Raw genomic sequence first — 26,709 nt, forward strand, 5'->3', positions numbered from 1 at the left:
GGCCTACGCCTTCACTGATTCTTTTAACATTACTAAAGATTTCTTAGGTCCTGGTACAGCACCCTTTACCAAAATAATGTTTTTTTCTGCATCAACCTTTACTACTTCAAGATTCTGGATGGTAACTCTTTCAGAACCCATCTGTCCTGGCATTTTCTTTCCTTTGAAAACTTTGCTAGGATCAGAAGCCATACCATTGGAACCTGCATGACGGTGATACTTAGAACCATGTGTCTTAGGACCAGTACTTAAACCGTGACGTTTGATACCACCTGCATATCCTTTACCTTTGGATGTAGCAGTTGCATCGATTTTATCTCCTGCTTCGAAAATGTCAGCTTTGATTTCCTGACCTACAGTGTATTCAGAAGCATTTTCAAATCTGAATTCTCTCACGAATTTTTTCGGTGTAACACCTGCTTTGTCGAAGTGTCCCTTTTCCGGTTTGTTCGCAGCTTTTTCTTTCTTGTCTGCAAATCCAACCTGAACTGCTTCGTAGCCATCATTTTCTTCTGTCTTTACCTGAGTAACGACACAAGGCCCAGCCTGCAGTACAGTAACCGGTGTTAAAACTCCGTCTTCATTAAAGATCTGAGTCATTCCGACTTTTGTTGTTAAAATCGCTTTTTTCATTGATATTTCCTCCTATTTAATCTACAGCGGATTATAACGCTTGACGTTAAAATCATCCTAGACGCTATGAAAGCTTAAGGGGATTCCTTATTTGTTCATAACCCTGCGGGATAACTTCCTATTTGGTTTTCATCTTAATATCGATGTAAACACCAGCCGGTACTTCTAATTTAGATAACGCATCGACTGTCTTCTGTGTTGGTGTGATGATGTCAATCAATCTCTTGTGAGTTCTCTGCTCGAACTGCTCTCTGGAATCTTTGTACTTGTGTACGGCACGGATGATGGTAACTACTTCCTTCTTTGTCGGCATCGGTACCGGTCCGCTCACCTTAGATCCTGTTTTCTTCACTGTTTCGATGATACTCTTTGCTGATGCATCGATTAATTGATGATCATACGCTTTTAATGTAATTCTCATTACTTGACTTGCTGCCATAAAAAAAGCCGCCTCCTTTTCGCACTATAAATTTCTTGTAGCACGACAAGTGGTGACTGTACACTCCTCCGTGTGTATCGTAAGATTTACACACTGCGTCTCTATCTTTATATTATAAAAATAGATTGTAATATTCGTACAGTGACTTGTCGCCAGTTTTAACAACTTGACATTCGCTCCACGGAAAACCTGCGCCGGCTTTTGCCGGTACAGCAACCTCACGCTTCACCGCTATCAAGGTCACAACGATTTGATTATATACGAATATCCAAGGTATTGCAAGGCTTTTTTTGTTTTTTTTGGAATACCTGGCTGTAAAGTTTCTAAATTGGTCAAAGTTTTTTCTTTTACTTATATAATATAGAAGAAATACATCTAAATCCAGTTTTCTTTCATTTCTTCTCTCAGTTCACCAAACATATCAACATGCTTCTCTTTTGTCTTCTTGACAATGTCCATGGCGATAGCATAATTGTATGCATGAGCAACATTATTTCTGGAGACCAGCGCCTCCAGCCACACCTCTTGATCCTTTATCAGTGCTACACTGTAAGCCAGTTTTATAATACTGCGTGGCGAACCTGTAGCCGCTTCTTTGATTCCATTTTCATATAGAACTTCTTCGATTGCTTTCCACGACTGTTCAAAACAAATCTCATAGAGTCCTACCAAACCAGTGAGAACAACGTTGTCATATGGCTCTTTATATTTATATATATCTTCCAGATTCTCTGCCGCCCTGCAGAAGTTTTCAAACTTTTTCATAGATCACTACCCCTTCTTCAAAGATCTTATCTTTCAATTCCTGTTGAACCGGCAGGCCCAAATCCACTACATCATACATCAACAGAGTAGAAGTCTCCTCATCCACTGCAAGTGTAAACCGATTTGTGTCTCCGCCGCACACTGCCAGATCAATGTCACTTTTCTCGTAGTAATCCCCACGGGCACGGGAGCCGAATAAAATAACCTTTTTAACGCCGTAATCTTCTGCCAGATCTCTGATCTCTTCAAATACTATTTTCTTTATTCCACTAGTATCAATGATATCCATATATTTTGTTCCTATTTCTAATTTTTCTTTTTGGTTTGACTACTTTTATCTAGAATAAATGTAGCATATCTATTTGAGGTATGCAATTTATCATTGTCTGTAGTTTTACAATTAATAACTTGGATAATCACCCAAAAAATCGTATAATTATAAGAAGTAAGGAAGGGTGGTCTAATGTTATGAAAACAAAAAAATAAAACAGCTTGCAAAGAATGTCACTTCGACAACGCGCTCTGGCAATTACCTATATTTAGACCCATATTCAGGAGACGCCTATGGCGGACAGCCTCTTAGGTTTTTATTCACAAAAAATGATAAAGTTAAAACAATTTCCAAATGTGCAAATTATACGGTCCGCGGAAAAACTTTATATTATTCAAACTATAAAAAAACGCTCAAAAAAGGCTTTCTTGTAGATGTCATCCGTTGTAAGCGAAATGGCTCCCAAAAAAGATATCTCGCCAAAAATATTAAGGTCATATGTACTTGGAATATTTCCTCAAAAGGTATGAATTATATGGATCAGAATTATACAGTAAAATACTATAAATTTAAGTAGCTTGTTAGGCAGGGATTGTAAAAAGCTAAACTAATACACATTATATAAAACAGACTCATATCTCTGCAATTATCAGAAGGACGGTACACCCGTCCTTCTTTTCTCGTTTTCTTACATGTAATTCCCGAACCTGTCTCTCTCTGGTTCATTTCCCGCTGCAATCATCTCATCCAGCAGCGGAAAACGGTAAGTCCTCGGATCGTCTCCTACACGGTACTGTCTGTCCGTAAGCTTCTGCATCTGCTTCATTTCTTCATCAGAAAGTTCAAAATCAAAAATCTCCATGTTCTGCCGGATTCGTTCCTCATTTGAGGACTTCGGTACCACACCGAATCCGTTCTGCACATGCCAATGAAGGATCACCTGGGCCGGTGTCTTTTTATGGTTCTTAGCAATCTGAACGATCACCGGGTCCTTCATAGGGTTTTCTACAGGTTCTGCAATATCCTCCTGTTTTACCGTCTTTGCATCCTTCCGGCTCTCTCCTCCCGCCATCAGAGGACTCCATGCAACTGGAAAAATATCATGCTCACTACAATAATCCAATATCTCATGCTGTTGAAGATATGGATGCAGCTCAATTTGATTTACCATAGGCATAATTCCTGTCTCCTGGGCGCACACCTCTAAGTGCTCAGGGAAAAAGTTACTGGCGCCCACTGCGCGAAGCAGCCCTTCCTCATACATGCGGACCAGGGCCTTCCATGTTGGAACATACATATCTTCTCCTGGCCAGTGGACTAAAAACAAGTCCAGCTGCTCCAGACCAAACCTTTTAAGAGACGCTTCTACTGCATAGAGAGTATGATCATAACCCTGGAAACGGTTTCTGACCTTGGATGTGACAAAGAACTCATCTCTTTTCTTTCCGGAGCGGCGGATACCCTCTCCCACTGCCTCCTCGTTTACATAAACCTGCGCTGTATCAATGGCCGTATAGCCTGTTTTCAATGCATACTCTACCAGACGGGAGCATTCTTCCCCCTTAAGCTTCCATGTTCCGAATCCCAAATACGGCATTTCAATCCCATTACTCAGCCTTCTTGTTGGTATCATCCGTCTTCCTCCTTTAAAAAAAACACCGATTATTCCGCAATCATTTCATATGAACCATTCATCTTCTTGCTGCTTTTGCTGACTTTTATATAATAAGTTCCTTTCCCTTTGGGAAGTTTATATTTCTTTGATGCATTATGAAGGCTTATCTTTTTCCACGTCTTCTTTCTTCCACGTCTATAAATCGTAAACTTTACTTTCCCACTGTTTCCCGCACTATACAGGTATAACTCCTGTTTCTTCTTCGCCTTCTTTTTATAGCGGTACCATCTAGCCTTCTCTGTCTTGTCTGTGAACATCTGATCTGCCATGTACGCTTTATAGCCCTCCACCTTCTTTAAGTCCTTGGCCGAAGACTTTTTGATTCCATACTTACCATTGTAAAATGATCCCTGCGTATCGTAATCAAAAATAAGTGCCTGCGTTTTAGGCATCTGAAATACAAGACGGTATTTTCCCTTCCGAAGACCGTATGTAAATTCTTTCCCGCTAAAAGCCAGCTTCATTTTTGCCCCGGTTCTCTTCCATTTTGTTCCTGTCTTTTTTTGAACATAAGCAGAAACATTCCCCGCATCGGGAATCAGACAGCCATATGCAAATGTTACAATACTTTTCTTTCTTAGCTGAAAGGTTCTGTAACATTTTCCTCCCTCACCTAAAATCGTTGTCTCATCTGGCCCTGACTTGATTTTCTTTGCATTGTAAAGAACAGCTGCCTTAATTGTATAGGACTTCTTGCTTTGAGGGAGTTTTACATAAAAGATGTCCCCCTCCTTCACATATGTTTTTCTGTATATTTGTCTGTCGCCATCTTTCCATGTATTTGTTATAAACTTTTTGCTGCCATCATACACAGCAGCCACAGAAACTGCTTTTTCGTCGCTCCATGGTGTGATTTCTACATTCAGCATTCCACTGTCTTTTACTTGAAGTTTTACCATTCTATCGTTGGTATGATAGGACGGCTCATACACTGGGGCAAACTCATCCGTCACCGCATTTGCAATCTGCCAATTCGGATACCCACTAACCTTTAACTCAGAAAGATTGTATTGTCTCTCCTCTTCATCTTTTGTCTGTTCTGCCGCTGCGCTTTTTACCGTGCCGCTGCCCATAGTTCCTGCTGCGATCAAACAGGCCATCAGGCAGGCGGTCCACCGTTTTCTCCAACCCCACATATGCAACACCTCCAGATTGATTGTATTTTTAGTTTCTTATACTAATATTATAGCATAACCCAGAGGAAATACATTTGCTTTCTACTACAAAAGGCTGTCCGCCGGTATCTCCGGAATGACAGCCTTTCCTAGTTAAGAAATCCCTCAATCTCTCACATTGTATATTTCAGGCAAATTTATTTGAGCAGCCCGATTGCTGCTTTTCCGATACCCGTCACAATGAAGTAACAGCTGGTGGCACCTGCGTCCAGAACACCTCTGGAGCGCTCTCCCAGCCGGCTTGCCCGGCCGATCTTTGCCACAAGATCCTTTGTTGACTGCCATCCCTTTTCGGCCGCATCATTCATTGCTTCCAGACACTGTACAAATTCTTTTCCTTCTTCTTTTGCCGCGATAAAGGCTTCCTTGGCAGGGACCAGGGTATCAATCAGTGATTTATCTCCGACTTTTGCCGGACTGATCTCCTGGATACCCTCTACCGCATTGACCAGCATCTCACCGAAGACTTCTGCGTCTATATCTTCTGCGTCTTCGCAGGCCATGGCCATTTCATCAAACAGCATGCCGTACAGCGGTCCCATAGAACCTCCGATGTCGTCTAACAATGTCTCACCAAGGGTTGACAAAGCTTCACTCAGATTATATGTCATATGGCTTAACTTTTCTTCACACATTGTAAAGCCTTTATTCATGTTAATACCGTGGTCCCCATCCCCGATCTTACCGTCAATCTCACTCAGATAATCTCTCTGTTCCTGGATAGTCTTGATCAGCTGGTCAACGATCAAACCTGCTTCGGCATTTTTAAAACTAGTCATCGTTCTCACCTCATCACTTTTATATTATTTTACAACATTGCGTCTTTGATTGCTTTTGCTTCCGCTACAGGATCCTCTGCATGACCAATAGCAGAACCTACGATGATAATCTCCGGTTTTAATGCTACATATTTGTCAATAGTTTTACTATTGATTCCTCCGGCTACGGCGATCTGTGCCTTTTTTGCATTTTCTGTCATAACTTTGAGATCCTCAATCGGTTCTCTTCCCGCTGCCTGCTGGTCAGCTCCGGTATGTACTGCCAGGATGTCAACGCCGATCTCTTCCATCTTTGCGATCCTGCTTGGGAGATCTTCTACGCAGATCATGTCTACCACAAGCTTCCTTTCAAAATCTCTGGCAGCCTTCAAAGCTCCTTCAATTGTCAGGTTGTCAGACACTCCAAGGATCGTTGCGTAAGCTGCCCCAGCTTCATACGCATAGCTTGCCTCAAGATATCCTCCGTCCATGATTTTTAAGTCCGCAAGGATTTCTTTGTCGGGGAAGAAACGGTGGAACTCACGCACTCCGCGCATTCCCTCATCCATAACAAATGGAGTTCCGATCTCAATGATATCAACGTGCTCTGCTACCTTATCTGCAAATCTCAAGGCGTCTACTAACGGCATTTCGTCTAATGCTAACTGTAATTTCATAATTGGATTCCTTTCCTAAATGATTAACATTGTCAATAAATTTATTTTAAACCTGGCGCTTTGGCATCATAGTCAAGCAGCTCTTTTAACTCCTCATCCAGCTTCATCACAGTAAGAGCCGCACCATTCATATCAAGTGAGGTCACATAGTCACCGATCAGTACTTTATATATGGAAAGCCCCTGCTCTTTCAGGTATGCTTCAATCTCATCGTAGAGCACATACAGTTCCATGATCGGTGTAGCTCCCAATCCGGACAAAAGCACTGCCACTTCATCACCGTCAGCAGGCTCCAGGTCATCAATGACTGCTTTTGCCATATCATTGGCAATTTCCTTGGCTGGTTTTAGTTTCTGGACATTGATCCCTGGCTCACCGTGATGGCCGATACCAAATTCCATATCCCCCTCTTTGATGTCAAAGTTCGGATGGCCCACTGCCGGGATTGCACACGGGCTCAGTCCCACACAGATACTTCTCGTGTTGTCCACTGCCTTTTGCGCTGTAGCGATGACTTCGTCCAGGTCTGCTCCCTTAGCCGCCTTAGCGCCTCCAACCTTCCACATGAAGACACCACCTGCGATTCCGTGGCGTTTTTCTTTTGTCTCTTTCGGAGAAGATGCCACATCGTCCGTTGCTGTCACATATTTTACAGTGACTCCCTGTTTCTTTGCTTTGCGTATGGCCATTTTTACATTCATATTGTCGCCGGCATAGTTTCCGAACAGGCAGGCAACACCTTTTCCAGAGTCCGCTGCCATGAACGCGTCATAAAATGCCTGGGCAGACGGAGAAGAAAATACCTCTCCCACAGCTACCGCATCCATCATATTTTCTCCTACGTATCCAAGGAACGCAGGCTCATGTCCGCTTCCGCCTCCGGTGACCAAGCCGACTTTGCCTTCTACCGGAGCGTTTTTATATTGGACAACGCGGTCATTTTTTTCATTTTTAACAATCAAATCGTCATGGGCCTTCAGAAAGCCTTTGACCATATCCTCTACAATGTAATCCGGATTATTTACAAATCTCTGCAATGTTCTTCCTCCTTTTTAGATTCCTATTCTAAATTTGTATGTCTTCCCATCATCTCTTCGCTTGTCTGTCCCAGGTCGCTCATAAGATTCATGATAATGCTGTCATAGGTCAGCCAGCTCATCTGCTCAAACAGATTTCCCATTGGCTGATTGGATTCTGCCAGATTCTTTTCTCCTTCTGCTTTCTTCGGAGTAGATCCAGGCACTGTCACGATCACATCTGCCATCTGTCCGATGGTATGTGTAGGAAACATAGTCACAGTAGCGATTCTTGCTCCAACCTTCTTTGCCTTTTCACCCATGACGATCAGACTCTGCGTTGTTCCTGAGCCAGATCCGAGGACGATCAGGTCTCCTTCTTTGATCGGCGGACAAGAGATCTCTCCTACAAAATGCACGTCAAATCCCATATGTAATAAACGGTTGGTAAATCCTCTTGCTGCCAGTCCCGAACGACCTGCTCCTGCCAGGAAGATCTTGTTTGCTTTCTTGATCTCATCTGCCAGACCCTGGATTTCTTCTTCTTTGACCATCCCTGAAAACTTTGACAGTTCATCCGTGATTATCTTTAAATTGACTGCTTCCATGATATTCTCCTTTTCCTTGACATGTGGCAATATGTTTTTTAATTGTGGCTTTTTGTTGCTTTATGCTTTCATTATAGATTCACATCCCAACAATGTCAACATGATATTTTGCTTTTTTTGCAGTTTTGCAGTTTTTTGTGTTGTATAAATTTGACTTCATAATCAAAATGATGTAAACTATTTCTAAAATAGTTCAAGTAAGAAAACTTATTATAGTTTGATCTACAAAGGAGACACAGCATGGGCAAATTAATCGCGGCAGAACGCCAAAAAGAAATCATAAGGCTGCTAAACAGCAATGGGAGCGTAAAGATCAGCCAGCTTGCGAAACAGTTCCAGGTATCCAGAGAAACGATCCGGCGGGATTTACTACATCTAAATGAAATAGGAGCGGTAAAGAAAAGCCACGGCGGGGCCACTTCTGTCTATGAACTAAAACCTCTGCCGTGGGAGTCCAGGGTCAGGGAGAAGGTCCCGCTGAAAGAAAAGCTGTGCGAACGGGCCATGGAGTTCATCGAGGATGGCAATGTGATTTTCCTGGACTCCGGAAGCACCATCTTCTGCCTGGCAGGAATGCTGAGCAAGAAATCCGGCTACACCATTGTGACCACTTCACTGGAGGCTGCTTATGCCTTGGTTCACAGCAACAATAAGGTGATTCTTACCGGCGGCATGCTGAATCCAAACAGCATGGCAGCCGAGGGCTTCCAGGCTACCAGTCTGATTAACTCACTGAAGGTTGACATTGCATTCTTAGGTACCAACGGTTTTGAACAGCACAAAGGTCCCGCTGTATCAGACTTTCAGGATGCCCAGACAAAACAGGCCATTATACCGAACGCCAGAACCAATGTGGTGATCGCAGACAGCTCCAAGGCCGAAGCATCTTCCCTGATCCAGTACACAAGCTGGCATGATATCGACCATTTGATCATCGACGGAGATATTCCCGGGGACGTGCTGCGCAACATACAGGAAATGACTGATGTGGTTCTGGTGTAAGTATATTATCACTGCTTCATCATACATAGACAGAATCGGTATTGATATCATAAAACTGATAGCAGCGCTGGGAACTTTCATTGAGCTGACCTCTCGCTATGCAAATTTTGAGATGCAAAAACTAAAAAATCTCCGCAGAGGACAAACGATCCTTCTGCGGAGATTTTAGATTACTATGAATTTTTAATATTTCATCTGGAGCATAACGATACCTCCCAGATTCATGAGAACCCCAAAAACAATGGCTGCATTCAGGAGCCAGCTAAAACGGACCTTCTCAATCCTTTTATAGATGACAGCCGATCCCTGCGGCCAAAGGCCAGAGATAATTGGCTGTGGTAACTCTCCATCCTGCAGAACCCATATGCATAAATGGATATACACAGAGCAGCGCTGCGGTGAAAATTGCACACTTCCCCTTGTTGTCCAGCAGATAATTCAGTCCTGCACCCAGCAGGATACAGACCAAGATATCTAAAGCCTTCCAGAGCAGAACCGGCATTTTAAGCGCCGCCGCCATGGAGATCTCAACCAAGAATCTGGAAGACAGGCTGTGATACCTGTGGACCAGCCACGGCAGGACAGCTTTGTGTTCCAGCTGTGCTCCAAAGATTAAGTCATCCCCAAAATCGCTCTGGAGGATTAAATGTATCAACACAGCTATGCCTATGAAGATCCACAGATAACGTTTTTCTTTTTCTCTCTCTCTTCTCATCTTAAATAACTTCCAATTACGTCCTTTACTGTTGTGATCTTATTGCACTTCCAGGCGTCAGCCCCACAGAAGATCAATCCGTCATCAATGTTTCCTTTTACCGCCTCGATCAGCCGTTCCGTGATGCAGTAAACAGTCTCAGCCGGATTGCAGGCAGACATACAGTTGAAGCAGTGCTTCGGCTTGATCCTGCCTTCTCTCTGGACCATGTCCATGAATTTATTCTTAATGGCACGCCCCGGCATTCCCACCGGGCTCTTAACAATGGTGATATCTTCTTTTTTGCAATTGATATAAGCCTCTTTGTACTTTATATGCGCGTCACACTCTTCCGTGGTGACAAACGGAGTGGCGATCTGCACACCAGAAGCCCCCATAGATAGACAGTGTTCCATGTCTTCTTTGGAAGAAATGCCTCCCGCTACAATGACCGGGATCTCCTTCTCATACTTTTCTTCGTAAGGCTTTACCATGTCGATGATCTCCTGGATCGTATCGTCATAGTTTTCATAAGTCTCATCGTTTACAAGTTCCTCGTATTTGAATCCCAGATGGCCTCCGGCTTTCGGCCCTTCGATCAGAAGAGCATCCGGTGCTGTCTGGTGCTTTTTGTCCCACATCTTAAGGATCACCCGGGCAGATTTTTTGGGTGAAACTATAGGAACAAGCTTTGTCTTGCTCCCTTTTGCCAAAGCAGGCAATTCTGTCGGAAGGCCTGCGCCTGAGATGATCAGATCAATCCCATTAGCTATAGCTTCTTTGACATAGTTGGCATACAGCCTGGTAGCCACCATAATGTTAATGCCAATGATTCCGTTGGGAGCGATCTCTCTAGCTTTTTTAATATGTTTTTTCATGGCGCGCATGTTGGCCCCTTCTGGGTCCTTTTCAAAGTCAGGCTCATCATATCCAATCTGAGCTGCGGACAGTACCCCGATACCGCCCTCTTTTGCAACAGCCCCCGCAAGAGAACTTAAACTGACACCTACGCCCATTCCTCCCTGTATAATAGGGATTTTTGCAACTAAATCCCCGATTTTTAATGGTTTCACTTCCATTACCTCCGTGGTCTTTCTTTCACTTACATTTTTCTAAAGCGCTGGTATCTCTCTTCTACAATCTCATCCGGCGTCTTTTTCTTATATCGTTTGAGGAAATCAGTGATCATTTCCCTCATTTCTTCTGACAGCTCAATGATATTGTCAATACTTGCAGGTTCCGGCTCTTTGATGACTTTTTCAATGATACCCAGTTCCTTTAAATCTGCTGCCGTGATCTTCATCACTTTTGCCGCCTCGGATGCCCTGCTTCCATCCTTCCAGAGGATGCTTGCGAATCCTTCCGGCGAGAGCACAGAGTACGTGGAATTTTCCATACTCCACACTTCATTTCCTACAGCCATAGCGATGGCTCCGCCGCTGCCGCCTTCCCCGATCATGATGGAGAGGATCGGAACTTTTAAAGATGACATCTCATAGAGGTTTCTGGCAATCGCCTCCCCGATGCCGCCTTCCTCTGCTTCAATCCCGCAGAAAGCTCCCGGAGTGTCCACAAAACAGATGATCGGACGGTGAAATTTTTCTGCCTGGCGCATAAGACGCATGGTCTTTCTGTATCCTTCCGGAGAAGGCATTCCGAAATTCCTCTTAATATTTTCCTTTGTAGAACGGCCCTTCTGCTGTCCGACCACCGTGACCGGCATCCCGTCGATGGAGGCAAGTCCTCCCACGATAGCGCCGTCATCACCAAATAGGCGGTCCCCATGCAGAGACATATATCGGTCAAAGATCGTTGTGATGTAGTCCAGGCTGGTCGGCCGCTCCGCTGACCTGGAGATCTCAACTCTCTCCCATGGTGTTAAATTATTATGACTCATAACAACAACTCCTTATAATGGTGGCAAGCACTTTCCGCAGATTTTTCCGCTCTACGATCTTGTCTACAAATCCATGTTCCAGCAAAAATTCGGATCTCTGGAAACCATCCGGAAGCTTCTGTCCGATGGTCTGTTCAATGACACGCGGTCCCGCAAATCCGATCAGTGCCCCCGGCTCAGCCAGGATCACATCCCCGAGCATTGCGAAGCTCGCAGTCACTCCTCCGGTGGTTGGATCCGTCAAAACGCTGATGTACAGAAGCCCTGCCTGATCGTGTCTCCTTAAAGCCGCAGAAGTCTTCTCCATCTGCATCAGGGAAATGATCCCCTCCTGCATTCTGGCTCCTCCTGAGCAGGTGAAAATAATGATAGGAATCCGTTCCTCAGTGGCTCTCTCGATGGCCCTTGTAATCTTTTCTCCGACAACCTGGCCCATGCTGCCCATCATAAAATCAGCGCTCATGACAGCAATGGCCACTTCGTTCCCAGCGATCTTTCCTTTTCCTGTGATAACTGCCTCTTCCAGGTTTGTCACAGACTTCTGGTGCTCCAGCTTCTTTAAATATCCAGGGAACTCCAGAGGATCGGATGTAGTAAGCCCGGTATCCCATTCCTCAAAAGTATTGCGGTCCAGGACCATGGCAACCCTGGTCCTCGGGCGGATCCTGAAATAATTTCCGCAATGGGGACAGATATAGTAGTTTTCAATAATATCTTCATTATAGACTGGCTTTCCGCAGTCGCTGCATTTTTGAAACAGTCCTTCCGGCGCCTGGTATTCAAGCAGGGTATCTTTGGCCTTTTTTACCCGTTCCGCCTGCTTTTTCTCCTGAGGTGTCAATGTTCTTTTCTTAAACATTTCTTTTAACATGATGCTTCACCTTGGCTTTCTTTCTCTTCTTCCCGTTCCTTCTGGAACCTTTCAATAAATCCGGTATCAACATTCCCCTCGATGAAATCCTGGTGGTTGATGATATCATACTGATAATCAATGTTTGTCTTGATGCCTTCCAGCACCAACTCGCCCAAAGCATTCTTAAGTTTTCTAAGAGCCAGCTTCCTGTTCTTATCATAGACGATCAGTTTGGCAACCATTGAATCATAAAACGGTGGAATCTGGTATCCTGTAAACAGGGCAGAATCAATGCGCACACCCTTTCCTCCCGGAAAATGCACGTTTGTCACTACTCCGGGACTAGGCCTGAAATCATGTTCTGTGTCCTCAGCGTTGACTCTGACCTCAATGGCATGCCCGGCAATGTGGATATCCTTCTGCTGATAGGTTAAGTGCCTTCCCGCCGCAATCCGGATCTGTTCCCGGATCAAGTCGATTCCTGTTACCCACTCCGTGACCGGATGTTCTACCTGTATCCTTGTGTTCATCTCAATAAAATAGAAGTTTCCGTCCTGGTCCTTCAGGAACTCAATGGTACCGGCACTGTAGTATCCGGCTGCTTTTGCGGCCTTGACCGCAATGGCGCCCATCTTCTCCCTGAGTTCTTTGTTGATCGCCGGTGACGGCGACTCCTCGATCAGTTTCTGATGACGCCTCTGAATAGAACAGTCCCTCTCACCCAGATGGATCACATTGCCGTATTTGTCCGCTAAGATCTGAAATTCAATATGTCTCGGGTCACGGATATATTTTTCAATATACATGGTGCCGTCGCCGAAAGCATTTTCCGCTTCCCTCTTTGCCGTTTCAAATGTATGCTCAAACTCTTCGGAGGCTTCACAGATCCTCATTCCTTTTCCGCCGCCTCCGGCAGAGGCCTTGATCATGACAGGATATCCCATCTCATCGGCGATCTTCCTGCCCTCCAAAGCTTCATAAACCGCGTCCTTCGTTCCTGGCACCACAGGGACATCCGCTTCCATCATCGTCTTTCTGGCTGCGGATTTGTCTCCCATCTTGTCGATGATGTCTGCGGAAGGTCCAATAAATGAAATATTGCATTTTTCGCACATGCGCACAAACTTGCTGTTTTCCGATAAAAAACCGAATCCAGGATGGATCGCATCTGCTCCCACTGCCATGGCAGCTCCGATCACCCGCTCCATATCTAGATAGCTGTCCTTTGCCGCCGCAGGTCCGATACAGACCGTCTCGTCTGCCAGCTGTGCATGTAAGGCATCCTTATCCGCCTCAGAACAGATCGCCACAGATAAAATATCCATCTCACGGCAGGCCCGGATAATGCGTACCGCAATTTCTCCTCTGTTTGCAATTAAAATCTTCTTAAACATAAGACGCTTCCTCCTAGCCGATCATAAATGTGATTTCTCCGGACGCGACGACTTTTCCGTCTACCGTCGCGGTTCCTTTTCCGACACCTACCGGTCCTTTCACCTTGATCATCTCAATCTCCAGGGTAAGCACGTCTCCGGGTACAACTTTCCCGCGAAATTTTGCTTTGTTCACTCCGCCCAGGAACCCGATCTTTCCTTTATTTTCTTCCGCAGAGAGCGTGCACACGGCTCCTACCTGCGCCAGAGCCTCGATGATGAGCACTCCCGGCATCACCGGCTCCTGAGGAAAATGACCTGCAAAAAAGGGCTCATTATATGTCACACATTTTTTCCCTACAGCTCTCTTGCCGACTTCCATCTCTTCGATGCGGTCCACCAGCAGGAAAGGGCTTCTGTGAGGAATAATCTCCATGATTTCTTTTATATTCAGCATATGTTACCCCTTTCTTACCGGATGATGACCAGCGGTTCCCCGTATTCTACAATGTCCCCGTTGTTTACAGGGATGCTGACAACCGTTCCGTCAAACTCACTCTCCACTTCATTCATCAGCTTCATGGCCTCAACGATCCCGACGATCTGGCCCTTTTTCACCGTATCACCTACCTGCACAAACGGCTCAGCTCCTTCTGAAGGCGCTGAATAGAAGGTTCCAACCAAAGGTGCGGTCACTGCGTTTCCCTCTACCTCTTCTTTTACAGGAACAGACTCGGGTGCTGCCTGCGGCAGTGCGGCAGCTGCAGGTACCGGCGGTGCTGCAAACTCCGGCGCAGCGATGACTTTTGTCTCATTCTTTGACAGCTTCACTGAGAAATCGTCGTCTTTATATTCAAACTTATCTACATCAGAATCTGACAATGCCTGGATCAGTTCTTTCATTTCCTCTAATTTCATTACCTATCCTCCCTATTCCACGAACTTTTTGATCAGAAGCGTTGCATTATGTCCTCCGAATCCGAGCGAATTGCTCAGGACATAATTAACTGTACGGTCTGTGACCGGCTCTAATGTATAGTCCAGATCACATTCTTCATCCGGCACTTTAAGTCCTACGGTCGGATGAATATAGTCTTCCAAAACAGTCTTTACACAGGTGATAAATTCAATGGCTCCCGCCGCACCAAGGCCGTGTCCAATCATAGATTTTGTGGAACTGATCTTTAGATCTTTGGCGTGATCGCCGAAGGTTGTCTTGATCGCTTTTGTCTCAAACTTATCATTGGCCGGTGTACTTGTTCCGTGGGCGTTAATGTAATCCACTTGATCTGGACTGATCTCAGCCTCCTCGATAGCAAACTGCATAGCTCTCGCAGCGCCTTCTCCGTCCTCTGCAGGGGATGTGATATGGAATGCGTCGCTGGTAGCGCCGTATCCGACCACCTCCGCAAGGATCTTGGCTCCCCTTGCTTTGGCATGCTCCAATGTCTCCAGCACAACAACTCCGGCTCCCTCTCCGATAATAAATCCATCTCTCTCTTTATCAAATGGGATAGAGGCACGTTCTGGATCTTCAGATCCGCTAAGCGCTGTCAGAGATGCAAAGCCCGCTACCGCTACCGGTGTGATACAGGCCTCGGTTCCTCCTGCCACCATGACATCCGCCTCACCGATCTGAATAGAGCGGTAAGCTTCTCCGATAGACTGTGTTCCTGTGGCACATGCAGTGACCACGTTGATGCTCTTGCCTCTTAAGCCAAAGGCCAGGGATACATTTCCCGCTGCCATATTGGAGATCATCATAGGGACGACCAGAGGTTTAACCCTGTTAGGTCCCTTTGTGCGGATCACTTCTGTACTTTTTTCTACAATCTGTAAGCTTCCTGTACCAGAGCCGACAGACACACCGATCCTTGCCGTATCTTCTTTTTCCAGATCAAGACCGGAATTCTCGATGGCTTCCTTAGCCGCGGCCACAGCGTACTGGGAGAAAAGTTCCATTCTCCTCGCAGATCGCGGATCCATGTAATCCTTTGCTTTAAAGTCCTTTACTTCCGCTGCCAGATGGGTTTTGTATTCGCTGGCATCGAAATGAGTGATCGGGGCAAACCCGATCTTCTGATTCTTAATTCCGTCCCAGAACTCTTCTACACTATTTCCGATCGGAGTGATAGCGCCCATGCCGGTTACTACAACTCTCTTTAAATTCTTCATGCTGCTCTCCTTTACATTCCCATTCCGCCGTCTACACTGATTGTCTGTCCAGTAATATAGGACGCCTTGTCAGATGCTAAAAATGCTACAGTCTCTGCGATGTCCTTTGTACTTCCCACTCTTTTTAACGGGATCGTATCAAGGATACCTTTTTTTACATCCTCTGAAAGTACTTCCGTCATCTCTGTATCTATGTATCCAGGTGCCACTGCGTTGACCGTGATCCCTCTGGAACCCAGCTCTCTGGCCAGAGATTTGGTCATACCGATCACTCCCGCTTTAGAAGCACAATAGTTCATCTGCCCTGCATTTCCGATCACCCCTGAGACAGAAGACATGTTGATGATATGTCCTGATTTCTGCTTAAGCATGATTCTTGCCACATGCTTCATACAGTTAAAGGTCCCTTTTAAATTGATGTTGATGACCTGGTCAAACTCTTCCTCGCTCATTTTCATGGCAAGATTGTCTTTTGTGATGCCTGCATTGTTTACCAGAATATCGATGGCTCCAAATTCCTTTTTCACAGAAGCCATCATTTCCTTTGCTGTGTCAAAATCTGAAACATCTCCCTGGTACGCTTTGGCTTCTCCGCCGTCTGCAGCGATCATTGCCACCACTTCCTCAGCTTTTTCTTTAGATCCGCAGTAGTTGACGATGACTTTTGCCCCGTATCCTGCAAGCGTCAGCGCCACTTCACGGCCAATTCCACGGCTTGCACCCGTGACAACAGCTACTTTTCCTTCTAACATCATAAGACCTCCTCAAGCTTTTTCAAATCTTCTAATTTCTCTATATTGACCACCTTCATCTTCCGGTCGATCTTTCTCATAAATCCGGATAAGGTTCTTCCCGGGCCGATCTCGATAAAAGTATCTGCTCCGGCTTGTATCATTTTCTCTATAGATTGTTCCCAACGGACAGAAGAATAAACCTGTTTTCCCAGCAGGTCTTTTACCTGGTCCCCGGAAGTAACAAATTCCGCAGTGGTATTTGATACATATGGGATCTGCGGGTCATGAACCTCCACATCTTTTAGGACTTCCAGCAGTTTCTCACCGGCCGGCTTAAGCATGGCAGAGTGAAATGGACCGCTGACCTTTAACGGAAGCACCCGTTTGGCCCCCGCTTCTTTAAGGGCTGCCGCCGCTGCCTCTACCGCCGCTGCCTCTCCGGAGATGACGATCTGGCCCGGACAGTTGTAGTTGGCGATGGAGACAACTCCGTCCACTTTAGGTAGTACGGCCTCAATCTCTTCTTTCTTCATGCCAAGAACAGCTGCCATAGCACCCTCTCCGGCAGGAACCGTGTCCTGCATAAGGATTCCTCTCTGGCGGACAACCTTGACCGCATCCTCAAAGCTCATGACTTTGCTGGCAACAAGGGCACAGTATTCTCCAAGACTTAATCCTGCCGTCATATCTGGTTTTATGCCCATGGCTTCAATCTCGTTAAGGATAGCAACACTGGCTGTCACCATGGCCGCCTGTGTGTATTCCGTGATGTTGATGTCTTCATTTTCCTCGAAGCACAATGCTTTCACATCAATATCCAACACTTCATTTGCTTTTTCAAATACTTCTCTGCTGTGTTCAAAATACTCATAGAACTCTTGTCCCATACCGACATACTGTGCTCCCTGCCCAGGAAACATAAAAACAATTTTACCCATCGTTATCACCTCGTCAATTACTTTGAGTTTCAAAATATCTGTTTCTAAAAAATTGACTTATAACCTCAAAAAATCAGTTATAAGCCAATATTTTGTCAATCTTAATCTTCTACGCCTTTATTCTTTAAGTAGTTGATTACATCTTCGACAGTATTAAGCTCTGTCAGGTCGTCAGACGGAATCTCTACATCGTACTCTTCTTCTAATGCCATTACTAATTCAAATAAGTCCAGGGAGTCAGCTCCTAAGTCATCTTTGAAAGATGTCTCTAACGCAATTTCACTTTCATCAACGCTTAACTGTTCTGCAATGATTTCCTTCATTTTCTCTAACATAATTTAATCTCCTTCATACCTCATAATAGTTTGATTATCAAAGTATACCTATTTATACCCGAACTTGTCAAGTAAATTCACTCCTATATTATACTAACTCACATACAAATATGCAAGGAAGTTATTAGGAAATAACGGTGAAAAAATCCGTTTTTCTAATCCTGGGCCATATGGCTGCCAAGCAGGATATCTTCCGCTTTCTTATTCCAGAATCCCCCGGCCTCATCGCATGCGTCCGCCAGATGCTCAAACAGGGGATCATCTTTCCCCAGCTTCCTGAAATCCTCAATGGCTGTCAGCGGCATGGTGATATGTGTGTAGATGATCTTTTTCTCCCCTGGCATTTTCTTTAAATACAGAGTGGTGTCCACCACCGCATCAAGGCCGCCGATGTGTGTGATATTCATGGCCGCATTGATCTTCTTGTCACGAAGCAGTTGAAGGGCCTCCTCCATATCGGTTCTGAGTCCCCCGGAGGACCCGATCAGCTTTGTCTTCAGATAATGGCTGCCATAGATATTCATGCCTGCCCGGTACTTTTTGTCCGCCGTGGCCGCATAGATATTCATGCAGCCGTCCATGGCCATGATCCTGTTTCCAGTCTCCGCCACATTCTTGGGCGGCGCATAGACAAACACGTCATCGTAGCCCTTTTCATTGGTCAGGGCCAGCAGTGCGGAGGCAGGGTCCACCATCATGGACGGGTTTATGTAATAAAGCTCCACTCCATTTCTCTGTGCCTCCTGCACCGGGATCAACCTCCTGGCCTTAGCAATCCTCTCATCGTTAATGTCTGTCACTACCAGCCGTTTTGGCTTTTGTTCCATAGTCAGCACATAACGTACTGCCATCAGCCCCATGGGTCCGCATCCGCCCAGAATCACAGTGTTGCCGCCCGGCTTGATACCGGAGATGTGTTCATGGGAGCCCGGCTTGCTGTGATAATTGGAATGGAAACTTCCCACAATGCTGTACAGTGCCTGTGCCACTGTGGCCTCAAAAAAGCTTTCTCCATCAAAATTGAGCAGGCATCCCTTCTCGATCACATCCCCCGGGACAATACAGTAAGTGGCTGCCCCGCCAAAGTACTCATAGGAATACCCCGGGGACTCGATCTGGTCCGGAATCTCAGGAACAACTACATACTTATCTCCCGGATGATACTGCTCCTTCCACTTATCCCCCACCTGTTCAATGATGCCGGCGAACTCGTGCCCGATCAGGATCGGATACTTCCGGATATTTTTCGGTACCCGCAGATGCCTTTGGGCAAGTGTGATCTCTTTCAATGTAGACATGGCAATTCCATTGCAGAGAATCTTGAGAAGAATCTCATCCTCTTTGATCTCTGGAAGTTCAAACTCTTCCATCCTGATGTCCTTTACCCCGTAAAGTCTGACGCCTTTTACTCTCATAGTCATCGCCCCTTTTCACACAATGCAGGTCACATAGAAATTATTTTCTAAGATTATACCAGAAATGGAAATAAAAAAAAAGACCTGCAACAGACCTTCGGATAAAAGAAGAACACAAAATTGTCAAACTTTCATCACATTATGTTTAGGTTTCTCCCTTATTCTAAATAGAGTTAGACAAAAGGAGGTAACAAATTGATAGAAGTGAAACATCTTACAAAGAAGTATGGCAGCCATCTGGCATTGGATGATCTGTCATTTACAATTGAGAAAGGTCAGATCTATGGTTTTCTTGGCCCAAACGGTGCTGGAAAGTCGACCACAATGAATATTATGACTGGATATATCGGTGCTGACAGCGGAGAAATCCTCATAAATGGATGTGACATCCTCGAGGAACCGGAAAAAGCCAAAAAATCCATCGGATATCTTCCGGAAATTCCACCGCTCTATCTGGATATGACGGTCCGGGAGTATTTAAGCTTTGTTTCTGAACTAAAAGATATTCCAAAAAAAGACCGGGAGTCGGAAGTCGATGAGGTGTGCAGCCTCGTAAAACTCAACGAAGTCTCACATCGTCTGATCCGCAACCTGTCCAAAGGATACCGCCAGAGGACCGGTCTTGCCGCCGCAGTTCTCGGTTTTCCTGATATCATCATCCTGGATGAACCAACCGTGGGACTGGATCCAAAACAGATCATCGAGATCCGGCAGCTGATCCGTACACTGGCCAAGGATCATACAGTGATCTTAAGTTCCCATATCCTGGCGGAGGTCCAGGAGATCTGTGATTACGTGCTCATTATCTCAAAAGGACGGCTGGCCGCCGAGGGAACCCCTGCTCAGCTGGAACATATGTCCCGCGGGAAAGACAACATTGAACTCACAGTCATGTCAGATCCTTCCCGGATACAATCCGTGCTGGATACCATCCCCGGTATCCAAAATATCTCCTGGAAAGGACATACCGGTGATTCCTGTGATCTGGTATTGGAACTGTCAGAAGACAGCCAGAAGATCTGCCAGGATATTTCCATGGCCTTTGCAGCGGAACAGATACCGGTCACCAGGATTTATATTTCCAAAACAACTTTGGAAGACATCTTCCTTGAGTTAACCGATACAGATAGTGATGATCAGGAAGGAGAGATCGAAGATGAAAGCAATTTATAAGCGGGAACTCCGTTCCTATTTTACCTCTATGATCGGGTGTGCCTTTGTGGCATTTCTCACCATCATCGGCGGTGTGTATTTCATGGTATATAACTTAAGCAGCGGATATCCCTATTTTGCTTATTCTCTGTCCGGTGTTATATTTGCTATTTTGATTACAATCCCGGTGCTGTCTATGAAATGCTTCGCCGAAGAGCGAAAAAATAAAACAGATCAGCTTCTGCTTACCTCCCCTGTATCCCTGCCCAAGATCATCCTGGGCAAATACTTTGCGATGATCACCGTCTTCGCTATCCCATGTCTGATCTACTGCCTGTTTCCATTGATCATTAAGTTACAGGGAAATGCCCATCTACTGGTGGACTATACTTCCATCCTGGCATTTTACCTTCTGGGCTGTGTGTTTATCGGGATCGGCATGTTTTTATCCTCTCTGACTGAGAGTCCGGTCATTGCGGCGATCAGCACATGCGGGGTTTTGTTTTTTCTATATATGCTGGAAAACCTTTTAAACTATGTCCCCACCAGCGCCTTAAGCAGTGTCATCGTCCTCATCATTGTATTGACACTGGCCGCCGGCCTAATCTTTCATATAACAAAGAATCAGGTGATCGCCGGTACTGTGGAGATCGCCGGAGTGGCCATAACCATCGCGGTATATTTTATAAAATCATCCATCTTTGAAAATCTGATCCATGACATACTGGAGCATTTTGTCCTGACCGACGTTTTCTATAATTTTGCCCAGAATTACATTTTTGATATCGGAGGGCTTTTATACTATCTCTCCATCATCATTCTTTTTGTTTTCTTGACCATACAGACATTTCAGAAAAGACGATGGAGTTAGGGGGGGGGGGGAATTGAATTGGAAAAAATAAAAAAATTGTTTCAGACAAAGGATTCCAGAAAGGGCTCCTACAGTGTTGCCGTCACTGCCGTAGTCATTGGTATCGTAATCCTGTTTAACCTTCTTGTGGGCCAGCTGCCCCAAAAGATTCGGCAGATTGATATCAGTGATACCAATATCTATGAGATCTCATCCAAAAGCCAAAAACTAATAAAGAATCTGGAGAACGATGTAACCTTTTATGTGATCGCGGAGAAAAGCAGCACTGACGACCGCATCAAAACATTCATCAGCAAATACGTGTCTCTCTCCGGCCATTTGAAAATGGAATGGATCGACCCCGTACTGCACCCTTCCGCACTGACAAAATATGATACGGAAAAGAACAGCATTGTCGTATCCTGCGAGAAAACAGGCCGGCAGACTTCGATCTCTTTCGACGATATTCTAGTCACTGAATCTTCCTATTATAATACGTCCACTTCTGCTACCCAGTTTGACGGAGACGGACAGTTGACCAGTGCTGTGAATTATGTGACCAACACAAAGGAATATAAGGCCTATTACACTTCCGGACACGGGGAGGCCGCTCTCTCCTCCTCCGTTACCAGCCTGATGGAAAAATCCAGGATCTCTACGTCAGAACTGAATCTCCTGACTGCCTCTTCCATACCTAAGGACTGCGATCTTCTGATCCTCAACGGACCGACCAGTGATCTGACGAAGGATGAGGCCAAAGTGTTGTCTTCTTATCTAAAAAAGGGTGGGAAGGTCATGACGCTTCTGACTTATACAAATAAGAAGATGCCCCGCCTCAACGGACTCCTTGAAGATTATGGGCTAAAAGTTGCAAACGGATATATCGCAGACGGAGACCGCTGCTATCAGGGAAATTATTATTATCTCATACCGAATTTATCTGTGAGCGACGATATGGCCTCCGGTATTTCATCAAATTCCGTGCTTATGATCAACTCAAAAGGTATGACACAGACAGACCCAGCGCGCGATACGATCAGTGTAGAGTCCTTTATGACCACTTCTGACAGCGGTTATGCCGTCACCGAGAAAAAACAGACACAGGGAACCTATATACTTGGCGCGGCTTCCACGGAATCGGTCACTGTCAAAAACAGCAGCGGCAAGAAGGAAAAAAAGGAGAGCCGGCTGACAGTCTTCGGCAGCAATATGCTCATTGACGAACAGGTCACACAGTCCTTCTCGACACTTGAAAACCTTACGTTATTTATGAATTCCGTCACAGCTAACCTGGACAATGCTGACAATATATCCATCTCGCCAAAGAGTCTTCAGGTAACATATAACACCATCGCCCATCCGGGTATTTTCAGTATCCTGATCATCTTTGTGATTCCTTTTGTGGTCATCGCCGGAGGCTTTGTAATCTGGTTCAGGCGCAGAAGAAGGTAAAGGAGGGAACCACTATGAGACAGAAAAAAACATTGATGATCCTGATTCTGGTATTTGCAGGGCTTTTAGCCCTGTATGCCGGAATCACCTTTTACCAGAAAAACCAATCAGCGAGAAAAATTTCTTCTGGACAATTGACTGTAAAGAATATGAAGGCCATCACGTCCATCTCCTACAACAACGGACAGGATCTGTCTTTTGTAAAAAAGGACGGGACCTGGTACTATGAAAAAGACAGCGCATATCCGCTGGAACAGAGCTATCTAAACACCATGGCATCCCAGTTTCAAAAGATAACGGCAGTGCGCAGGCTCAAGAATGGGGACAGCCTGAAAGACTACGGCCTGGAAAAGCCAGCATATACCATTAAGGTAAAGGATAAAGAGGGAACCAAAACGACGTATTACATTGGAAATGCTTCTGGGGACAACTATTATCTGACCCTAGATGATAAATCAGAGATTTATACGGTATCCGCTGATCTGCTCTCCAACCTATCCTACTCCCTTAAGGATATGATGAAAACCGATACTTTCCCGTCCTTAAGCAGCGGAAATCTGAAAAAGGTCGTAATAACTGGCAGTGGCAAGAAAAAGACCTACACATCCAAATCAAAAACTGATATGGACAATATCGCCGGGGGTCTTGGGGTATTCACCTTCGGAGACTGCCAGAATTATTCAGTGAAAGACAAAGAGCTGTCCAAGTATGGGCTTGACAGCAAATCCCGCATCTCGGTGGATATCACCTATAAGGATACGGATTCAAAGAAAACCAAAAATCTCACCCTTTATATCGGCTCAAAAGATAAGGACAAAGAAAACTACTATGTGCAGCTGAAAGGATCAAAGATGGTCTACTTAAGCGATGCAGATGTGGTAAAAAATATCCTGGAGCCTTAAGCTTCTATGACGCACTAAAAAGGAGACTGCGATGAGGCAGTCTCCTTTTATAATTTATTCTTAACCGAAATATCTCTTTAATAAACCTTCAAAAGCTTTTCCGTGGCGGGCTTCATCCCTTGCCATTTCATGTACAGTGTCATGAATCGCATCTAAGTTCGCTGCCTTTGCTCTCTTGGCAAGGTCAAACTTACCTGCTGTTGCTCCATTTTCTGCGTCAACTCTCATCTCAAGGTTTTTCTTTGTGCTGTCTGTTAATACTTCTCCAAGCAGTTCAGCAAACTTTGCTGCATGCTCTGCTTCCTCTAATGCTGCTTTTTCCCAGTATAATCCGATCTCCGGATATCCTTCTCTATGTGCCACACGGCTCATTGCAAGGTACATACCTACTTCAGAACATTCTCCTTCAAAGTTTGCTCTTAAGTCTGCCATGATGTCTTCGCTGGCTCCCTGTGCCACTCCGACTACATGCTCAGCTGCCCATTCTCTGTCTCCTGTCTGCTCTTTGAACTTCTCTGCAGGAACTCCGCATGTTGGACATTTCTCTGGTGCTGTTTCTCCCTCGTGAACATATCCGCATACTGTACAAACCCATTTCTTCATAATAATGATCTCCTTTTAATTTATTTATTTTACTGTTTCTACTCTATTCAAGAAAGCGAGTTCAGATAATAGTAACTGTTACTGTTTTCTTGTTGTCTTAATAATACCACCGCTATTTTGTATTGTCAATATCTTTTTTTAAACATTTTTCACAGATTCCACGGAAGTAAGTGACATTCTCGTCTACACGACCTTTGAAGTGGGCACTTGCGATCGTATTCACATGATCGATGGGATCCATCTCAAGGTCGATAACTTCCCCGCACTCTTTACATATAAAATGATAGTGCGGATCAACGTTGGCATCGTACCTGTCTGCCCCGCCGTCATAACTCAGCTTTAAGATATCACCCCGGCTTGACAGCAGTGCCAGGTTGCGGTAAACCGTACCTAAGCTGATGTTCGGAAATTCTTCTTTAATATTAACATATATCGTATCCGCAGTCGGATGGTCTTTTCTGCCCATTAAAAATCTGATGATAGCATCCCTCTGCTTGCTTTTTTTTGTTGCCGGCTGCATAGGTCTCCTCCTCTCATAATAATAATTGTTACTGTTTTTAGTATAGAATACCATATGTACATTGTCAATAGAAAAAAGCACTATGCAGAAAAAATTCTGACATAGTGCTTTTTGTTTATTTTCTATTTGCCGGTTCCATGCTGACACTCTTTCCTTTGATCTTAGCATGGCTCATGCCATACAGTACGTCTTTTGCGACTTCTTTCGGCACTTCCACAAAGGTATATTGGTCATGGACATCGATGGCTCCTACCAAATCTCCGGAAATACTGGATTCTCCTGCGATGGCTCCGAGAATGTCTCCCGGACGGACACCTTTCTTTTTACCGATATTGATGAATAATCTCACCATTCCTTCTTCGGCGCCGGTGTCCCCAAAATCATCTCCCTGACGGACTTCTTCTTCATTCTCAGAAATCTGCTTTTTCAAGAATGCCGCGGCAATCTCTAATGCAGTGTAATCTGTCTCATTGATGAATTCATCCAGCATATCCACATATTTGTCCAGATTATTTTCTTCAATCAGCCCCGTGATCTCTTCCAGAGTCTTTTCTGCTCTGGTTGCCTGGACATCATTTAAACTTGGGATCGGTCTTGCCTTGATCTTTGTTTTACAGTATCGCTGTACATCTCTCAACTTATAGATTTCTTTTCCTGCCACAAAGGTAAATGCATTTCCTGTTCTTCCCGCACGCCCGGTTCTTCCAATCCGGTGTACATAAAACTCATCGTCCTGAGGAAGGTCATAGTTAAAGACTGCATCCACATTGTCCACATCAATCCCTCTGGCCGCCACATCGGTTGCCACGAGGATATCCACACGTCCGCCCCTGAAACTCTTCATGACGCGGTCTCTCTGGCTCTGTTTTAAATCTCCGTGAAGTCCTTCCGCAAAGTATCCACGGCCTTTCAACTCCCCTGTCACTTCATCTACCATACGCTTTGTATTGCAGAATACGATGGAGAGCTTCGGAGAATGCATATCCAACAGACGGCAGAGAACTTCTACTTTTTGTTTTGGCCTGACTTCATAATAAAACTGTTCAATGTTTGGTACGGTCAATTCCTTGCGCACAACTTTGATCAGCTTGGAATTCTTCTGGTACTTTTTCGTAATATCCAGGATTGCCTTTGGCATGGTAGCGGAGAACAACAGTGTCTGGCGTTCTTCCGGCACTTCTACCAGGATACTCTCTATATCTTCCCTGAATCCCATGTTCAGCATTTCGTCCGCTTCATCCAGAACGATCATTTTTAAATCTTCTAATTTTAAGGTATGGCGGCGCATATGGTCCATGATACGGCCCGGCGTTCCTACTATAATATTCGCTCCTGTTTTTAAAGAACGGATCTGGTTGGTGATATTCTGTCCTCCATAAATCGGGAGCACTTTTGCCCCTGACATAAATTTCGCCAGTTTCCTGATCTCATCTGCTACCTGGATCGCCAATTCCCTTGTAGGGCACAAGATCATGGCCTGCGGCTTTTTCAGTTTCGGATCCAGCTTCTCTAAAAGCGGGATACCAAAGGCTGCTGTTTTTCCTGTTCCGGTCTGTGCCTGACCTACAATATCTCTACCCTCAAGGACCACAGGGATCGCTGCTCCCTGGATCGGTGAGGCTGCTTCAAACCCCATCTCTTTTACTGCTTTTAATATTTTATCGTCAATGTTTAATTCATCAAATCTTACTGCGTCCATAAATTCCTCTGTATCTTTCTCTTTCAATCAAAAATAATGCTCCGGGTTGTCAGGCATGCTGACAATCCAGAGCAACAACGTTATCCACTATAACATAT

28 protein-coding genes and 1 pseudogene are annotated in these 26,709 nt (G+C 45.1%); 5 read left to right on the plus strand and 24 right to left on the minus strand.

Annotated features, from left to right (window positions below):
• Positions 1 to 3: 3 nt before the first annotated feature.
• From rplC to hxlB, 10 genes are all read right to left on the minus strand, one after another.
• Positions 4 to 633, minus strand: a complete 630-nt coding sequence (gene rplC, locus AR1Y2_RS16050) for a 50S ribosomal protein L3 (RefSeq protein ID WP_137329864.1) — start codon at positions 631 to 633, stop codon at positions 4 to 6.
• Between the two features lie 118 nt (positions 634 to 751).
• Positions 752 to 1,072, minus strand: coding sequence for a 30S ribosomal protein S10 (rpsJ, locus tag AR1Y2_RS16055; protein ID WP_009289945.1), 321 nt, complete (start codon positions 1,070 to 1,072; stop codon positions 752 to 754).
• 375 nt (positions 1,073 to 1,447) lie between these two features.
• Positions 1,448 to 1,837, minus strand: coding sequence for an HI0074 family nucleotidyltransferase substrate-binding subunit (locus AR1Y2_RS16060; RefSeq protein ID WP_137329865.1), 390 nt, complete (start codon positions 1,835 to 1,837; stop codon positions 1,448 to 1,450).
• On the minus strand, positions 1,824 to 2,126 hold the full coding sequence (locus tag AR1Y2_RS16065) for a nucleotidyltransferase family protein (RefSeq protein ID WP_137329866.1): 303 nt from the start codon (positions 2,124 to 2,126) through the stop codon (positions 1,824 to 1,826). The genes AR1Y2_RS16060 and AR1Y2_RS16065 overlap by 14 nt, the downstream gene beginning before the upstream one ends.
• A 670-nt stretch (positions 2,127 to 2,796) precedes the next feature.
• Positions 2,797 to 3,741, minus strand: a complete 945-nt coding sequence (locus tag AR1Y2_RS16070) for an aldo/keto reductase (RefSeq protein ID WP_137329867.1) — start codon at positions 3,739 to 3,741, stop codon at positions 2,797 to 2,799.
• Between the two features lie 29 nt (positions 3,742 to 3,770).
• Positions 3,771 to 4,919, minus strand: a complete 1,149-nt coding sequence (locus AR1Y2_RS16075; RefSeq protein ID WP_137329868.1) for a hypothetical protein — start codon at positions 4,917 to 4,919, stop codon at positions 3,771 to 3,773.
• A 176-nt stretch (positions 4,920 to 5,095) separates the two neighbouring features.
• On the minus strand, positions 5,096 to 5,737 hold the full coding sequence (dhaL, locus tag AR1Y2_RS16080) for a dihydroxyacetone kinase subunit DhaL (RefSeq protein ID WP_137329869.1): 642 nt from the start codon (positions 5,735 to 5,737) through the stop codon (positions 5,096 to 5,098).
• A gap of 29 nt (positions 5,738 to 5,766) precedes the next feature.
• Positions 5,767 to 6,393: a 3-hexulose-6-phosphate synthase gene (hxlA, locus tag AR1Y2_RS16085; RefSeq protein WP_137329870.1), complete on the minus strand. Its 627-nt coding sequence runs from the start codon at positions 6,391 to 6,393 to the stop codon at positions 5,767 to 5,769.
• A 41-nt stretch (positions 6,394 to 6,434) separates the two neighbouring features.
• Positions 6,435 to 7,430 (minus strand): dihydroxyacetone kinase subunit DhaK, encoded by a 996-nt coding sequence (locus tag AR1Y2_RS16090; protein ID WP_024729331.1) that lies wholly within the window; start codon positions 7,428 to 7,430, stop codon positions 6,435 to 6,437.
• A gap of 23 nt (positions 7,431 to 7,453) precedes the next feature.
• Complete coding sequence (hxlB, locus tag AR1Y2_RS16095; RefSeq protein WP_137329871.1) at positions 7,454 to 8,017, minus strand: 6-phospho-3-hexuloisomerase; 564 nt, start codon at positions 8,015 to 8,017, stop codon at positions 7,454 to 7,456.
• A gap of 240 nt (positions 8,018 to 8,257) precedes the next feature.
• On the opposite strand from hxlB, the gene AR1Y2_RS16100 reads away from it, so the two are divergent.
• Positions 8,258 to 9,019, plus strand: coding sequence for a DeoR/GlpR family DNA-binding transcription regulator (locus AR1Y2_RS16100; RefSeq protein WP_137329872.1), 762 nt, complete (start codon positions 8,258 to 8,260; stop codon positions 9,017 to 9,019).
• A 286-nt stretch (positions 9,020 to 9,305) separates the two neighbouring features.
• Here the strand turns inward: AR1Y2_RS16100 and AR1Y2_RS16105 are convergent, their stop codons facing one another.
• The 11 genes and pseudogenes from AR1Y2_RS16105 to AR1Y2_RS16160 all read right to left on the minus strand — a co-directional run bounded on the left by AR1Y2_RS16105 (position 9,306) and on the right by AR1Y2_RS16160 (position 19,433).
• A complete protein-coding gene (locus tag AR1Y2_RS16105) occupies positions 9,306 to 9,734 on the minus strand; it encodes a hypothetical protein (protein WP_137329873.1) in 429 nt (142 codons plus the stop codon).
• Positions 9,731 to 10,792 (minus strand): NAD(P)H-dependent flavin oxidoreductase, encoded by a 1,062-nt coding sequence (locus tag AR1Y2_RS16110; protein ID WP_137329874.1) that lies wholly within the window; start codon positions 10,790 to 10,792, stop codon positions 9,731 to 9,733. Before AR1Y2_RS16110 ends, AR1Y2_RS16105 begins: the two co-directional genes overlap by 4 nt.
• A gap of 23 nt (positions 10,793 to 10,815) precedes the next feature.
• Positions 10,816 to 12,481, minus strand: a pseudogene (locus AR1Y2_RS18350) (acetyl-CoA carboxylase carboxyltransferase subunit alpha).
• Complete coding sequence (locus AR1Y2_RS16125; RefSeq protein WP_137329877.1) at positions 12,475 to 13,857, minus strand: acetyl-CoA carboxylase biotin carboxylase subunit; 1,383 nt, start codon at positions 13,855 to 13,857, stop codon at positions 12,475 to 12,477. Before AR1Y2_RS16125 ends, AR1Y2_RS18350 begins: the two are co-directional and overlap by 7 nt.
• Before the next feature lie 13 nt (positions 13,858 to 13,870).
• Positions 13,871 to 14,293: a 3-hydroxyacyl-ACP dehydratase FabZ gene (gene fabZ / locus AR1Y2_RS16130; RefSeq protein WP_137329878.1), complete on the minus strand. Its 423-nt coding sequence runs from the start codon at positions 14,291 to 14,293 to the stop codon at positions 13,871 to 13,873.
• A 14-nt stretch (positions 14,294 to 14,307) separates the two neighbouring features.
• Positions 14,308 to 14,754: an acetyl-CoA carboxylase biotin carboxyl carrier protein gene (gene accB / locus AR1Y2_RS16135; protein ID WP_137329879.1), complete on the minus strand. Its 447-nt coding sequence runs from the start codon at positions 14,752 to 14,754 to the stop codon at positions 14,308 to 14,310.
• Positions 14,755 to 14,766: 12 nt separating this feature from the next.
• On the minus strand, positions 14,767 to 16,011 hold the full coding sequence (fabF, locus tag AR1Y2_RS16140; protein WP_137329880.1) for a beta-ketoacyl-ACP synthase II: 1,245 nt from the start codon (positions 16,009 to 16,011) through the stop codon (positions 14,767 to 14,769).
• Between the two features lie 11 nt (positions 16,012 to 16,022).
• Positions 16,023 to 16,763, minus strand: a complete 741-nt coding sequence (gene fabG / locus AR1Y2_RS16145) for a 3-oxoacyl-[acyl-carrier-protein] reductase (protein WP_137330304.1) — start codon at positions 16,761 to 16,763, stop codon at positions 16,023 to 16,025.
• On the minus strand, positions 16,763 to 17,683 hold the full coding sequence (gene fabD, locus AR1Y2_RS16150; protein ID WP_137329881.1) for an ACP S-malonyltransferase: 921 nt from the start codon (positions 17,681 to 17,683) through the stop codon (positions 16,763 to 16,765). Before fabD ends, fabG begins: the two co-directional genes overlap by 1 nt.
• A gap of 101 nt (positions 17,684 to 17,784) precedes the next feature.
• The gene (acpP, locus tag AR1Y2_RS16155; RefSeq protein ID WP_006568462.1) at positions 17,785 to 18,018 is read right to left on the minus strand and encodes an acyl carrier protein; all 234 of its coding nucleotides are present in this window, start codon (positions 18,016 to 18,018) and stop codon (positions 17,785 to 17,787) included.
• A gap of 155 nt (positions 18,019 to 18,173) precedes the next feature.
• Positions 18,174 to 19,433, minus strand: coding sequence for a zinc-binding dehydrogenase (locus tag AR1Y2_RS16160; RefSeq protein ID WP_137329882.1), 1,260 nt, complete (start codon positions 19,431 to 19,433; stop codon positions 18,174 to 18,176).
• Between the two features lie 195 nt (positions 19,434 to 19,628).
• Here AR1Y2_RS16160 and AR1Y2_RS16165 point away from each other — a divergent pair, with 195 nt between their 5' ends.
• Genes AR1Y2_RS16165 through AR1Y2_RS16180 form a run of 4 tightly spaced genes read left to right on the plus strand, consistent with a single transcriptional unit; the run spans position 19,629 to position 23,789 of the window.
• A complete protein-coding gene (locus tag AR1Y2_RS16165; protein ID WP_137329883.1) occupies positions 19,629 to 20,606 on the plus strand; it encodes an ABC transporter ATP-binding protein in 978 nt (325 codons plus the stop codon).
• Positions 20,590 to 21,456: an ABC transporter permease gene (locus AR1Y2_RS16170; protein WP_137329884.1), complete on the plus strand. Its 867-nt coding sequence runs from the start codon at positions 20,590 to 20,592 to the stop codon at positions 21,454 to 21,456. Before AR1Y2_RS16165 ends, AR1Y2_RS16170 begins: the two co-directional genes overlap by 17 nt.
• An 18-nt stretch (positions 21,457 to 21,474) precedes the next feature.
• A complete protein-coding gene (locus tag AR1Y2_RS16175) occupies positions 21,475 to 22,887 on the plus strand; it encodes a GldG family protein (RefSeq protein ID WP_137329885.1) in 1,413 nt (470 codons plus the stop codon).
• 14 nt (positions 22,888 to 22,901) lie between these two features.
• Positions 22,902 to 23,789: a DUF4340 domain-containing protein gene (locus AR1Y2_RS16180; RefSeq protein ID WP_137329886.1), complete on the plus strand. Its 888-nt coding sequence runs from the start codon at positions 22,902 to 22,904 to the stop codon at positions 23,787 to 23,789.
• Positions 23,790 to 23,849: 60 nt separating this feature from the next.
• Here the strand turns inward: AR1Y2_RS16180 and AR1Y2_RS16185 are convergent, their stop codons facing one another.
• The 3 genes from AR1Y2_RS16185 to AR1Y2_RS16195 form a co-directional block, all read right to left on the minus strand.
• Positions 23,850 to 24,392 (minus strand): NADH peroxidase, encoded by a 543-nt coding sequence (locus AR1Y2_RS16185; protein WP_137329887.1) that lies wholly within the window; start codon positions 24,390 to 24,392, stop codon positions 23,850 to 23,852.
• A 112-nt stretch (positions 24,393 to 24,504) separates the two neighbouring features.
• Positions 24,505 to 24,912 (minus strand): Fur family transcriptional regulator, encoded by a 408-nt coding sequence (locus AR1Y2_RS16190; RefSeq protein WP_137329888.1) that lies wholly within the window; start codon positions 24,910 to 24,912, stop codon positions 24,505 to 24,507.
• A gap of 115 nt (positions 24,913 to 25,027) precedes the next feature.
• The gene (locus AR1Y2_RS16195; protein ID WP_137329889.1) at positions 25,028 to 26,611 is read right to left on the minus strand and encodes a DEAD/DEAH box helicase; all 1,584 of its coding nucleotides are present in this window, start codon (positions 26,609 to 26,611) and stop codon (positions 25,028 to 25,030) included.
• Between the last annotated feature and the right edge of the window lie 98 nt (positions 26,612 to 26,709).

Source organism: Anaerostipes rhamnosivorans (assembly GCF_005280655.1).
GTDB lineage: Bacteria > Bacillota > Clostridia > Lachnospirales > Lachnospiraceae > Anaerostipes > Anaerostipes rhamnosivorans.

Coding starts and splice junctions, on each gene's coding strand:
- AR1Y2_RS16065 (WP_137329866.1), bottom strand. CDS start 2,126: ATGGATATCATTGATACTAGTGGAATAAAGAAAATAGTATTTGAAGAG.
- acpP (WP_006568462.1), bottom strand. CDS start 18,018: ATGTTAGAGAAAATGAAGGAAATCATTGCAGAACAGTTAAGCGTTGAT.
- accB (WP_137329879.1), bottom strand. CDS start 14,754: ATGAAATTAGAGGAAATGAAAGAACTGATCCAGGCATTGTCAGATTCT.
- AR1Y2_RS16170 (WP_137329884.1), top strand. CDS start 20,590: ATGAAAGCAATTTATAAGCGGGAACTCCGTTCCTATTTTACCTCTATG.
- AR1Y2_RS16125 (WP_137329877.1), bottom strand. CDS start 13,857: ATGTTTAAGAAGATTTTAATTGCAAACAGAGGAGAAATTGCGGTACGC.
- fabD (WP_137329881.1), bottom strand. CDS start 17,683: ATGGGTAAAATTGTTTTTATGTTTCCTGGGCAGGGAGCACAGTATGTC.
- AR1Y2_RS16190 (WP_137329888.1), bottom strand. CDS start 24,912: ATGCAGCCGGCAACAAAAAAAAGCAAGCAGAGGGATGCTATCATCAGA.
- dhaL (WP_137329869.1), bottom strand. CDS start 5,737: ATGACTAGTTTTAAAAATGCCGAAGCAGGTTTGATCGTTGACCAGCTG.
- fabG (WP_137330304.1), bottom strand. CDS start 16,763: ATGTTAGAAGGAAAAGTAGCTGTTGTCACGGGTGCAAGCCGTGGAATT.
- AR1Y2_RS16060 (WP_137329865.1), bottom strand. CDS start 1,837: ATGAAAAAGTTTGAAAACTTCTGCAGGGCGGCAGAGAATCTGGAAGAT.
- AR1Y2_RS16075 (WP_137329868.1), bottom strand. CDS start 4,919: ATGTGGGGTTGGAGAAAACGGTGGACCGCCTGCCTGATGGCCTGTTTG.
- AR1Y2_RS16180 (WP_137329886.1), top strand. CDS start 22,902: ATGAGACAGAAAAAAACATTGATGATCCTGATTCTGGTATTTGCAGGG.
- hxlB (WP_137329871.1), bottom strand. CDS start 8,017: ATGGAAGCAGTCAATTTAAAGATAATCACGGATGAACTGTCAAAGTTT.
- AR1Y2_RS16185 (WP_137329887.1), bottom strand. CDS start 24,392: ATGAAGAAATGGGTTTGTACAGTATGCGGATATGTTCACGAGGGAGAA.
- AR1Y2_RS16110 (WP_137329874.1), bottom strand. CDS start 10,792: ATGGAAGTGAAACCATTAAAAATCGGGGATTTAGTTGCAAAAATCCCT.
- AR1Y2_RS16105 (WP_137329873.1), bottom strand. CDS start 9,734: ATGAGAAGAGAGAGAGAAAAAGAAAAACGTTATCTGTGGATCTTCATA.
- rplC (WP_137329864.1), bottom strand. CDS start 633: ATGAAAAAAGCGATTTTAACAACAAAAGTCGGAATGACTCAGATCTTT.
- fabF (WP_137329880.1), bottom strand. CDS start 16,011: ATGAAGAATTTAAAGAGAGTTGTAGTAACCGGCATGGGCGCTATCACT.
- AR1Y2_RS16160 (WP_137329882.1), bottom strand. CDS start 19,433: ATGAGAGTAAAAGGCGTCAGACTTTACGGGGTAAAGGACATCAGGATG.
- hxlA (WP_137329870.1), bottom strand. CDS start 6,393: ATGAAATTACAGTTAGCATTAGACGAAATGCCGTTAGTAGACGCCTTG.
- AR1Y2_RS16070 (WP_137329867.1), bottom strand. CDS start 3,741: ATGATACCAACAAGAAGGCTGAGTAATGGGATTGAAATGCCGTATTTG.
- AR1Y2_RS16195 (WP_137329889.1), bottom strand. CDS start 26,611: ATGGACGCAGTAAGATTTGATGAATTAAACATTGACGATAAAATATTA.
- rpsJ (WP_009289945.1), bottom strand. CDS start 1,072: ATGGCAGCAAGTCAAGTAATGAGAATTACATTAAAAGCGTATGATCAT.
- fabZ (WP_137329878.1), bottom strand. CDS start 14,293: ATGCTGAATATAAAAGAAATCATGGAGATTATTCCTCACAGAAGCCCT.
- AR1Y2_RS16100 (WP_137329872.1), top strand. CDS start 8,258: ATGGGCAAATTAATCGCGGCAGAACGCCAAAAAGAAATCATAAGGCTG.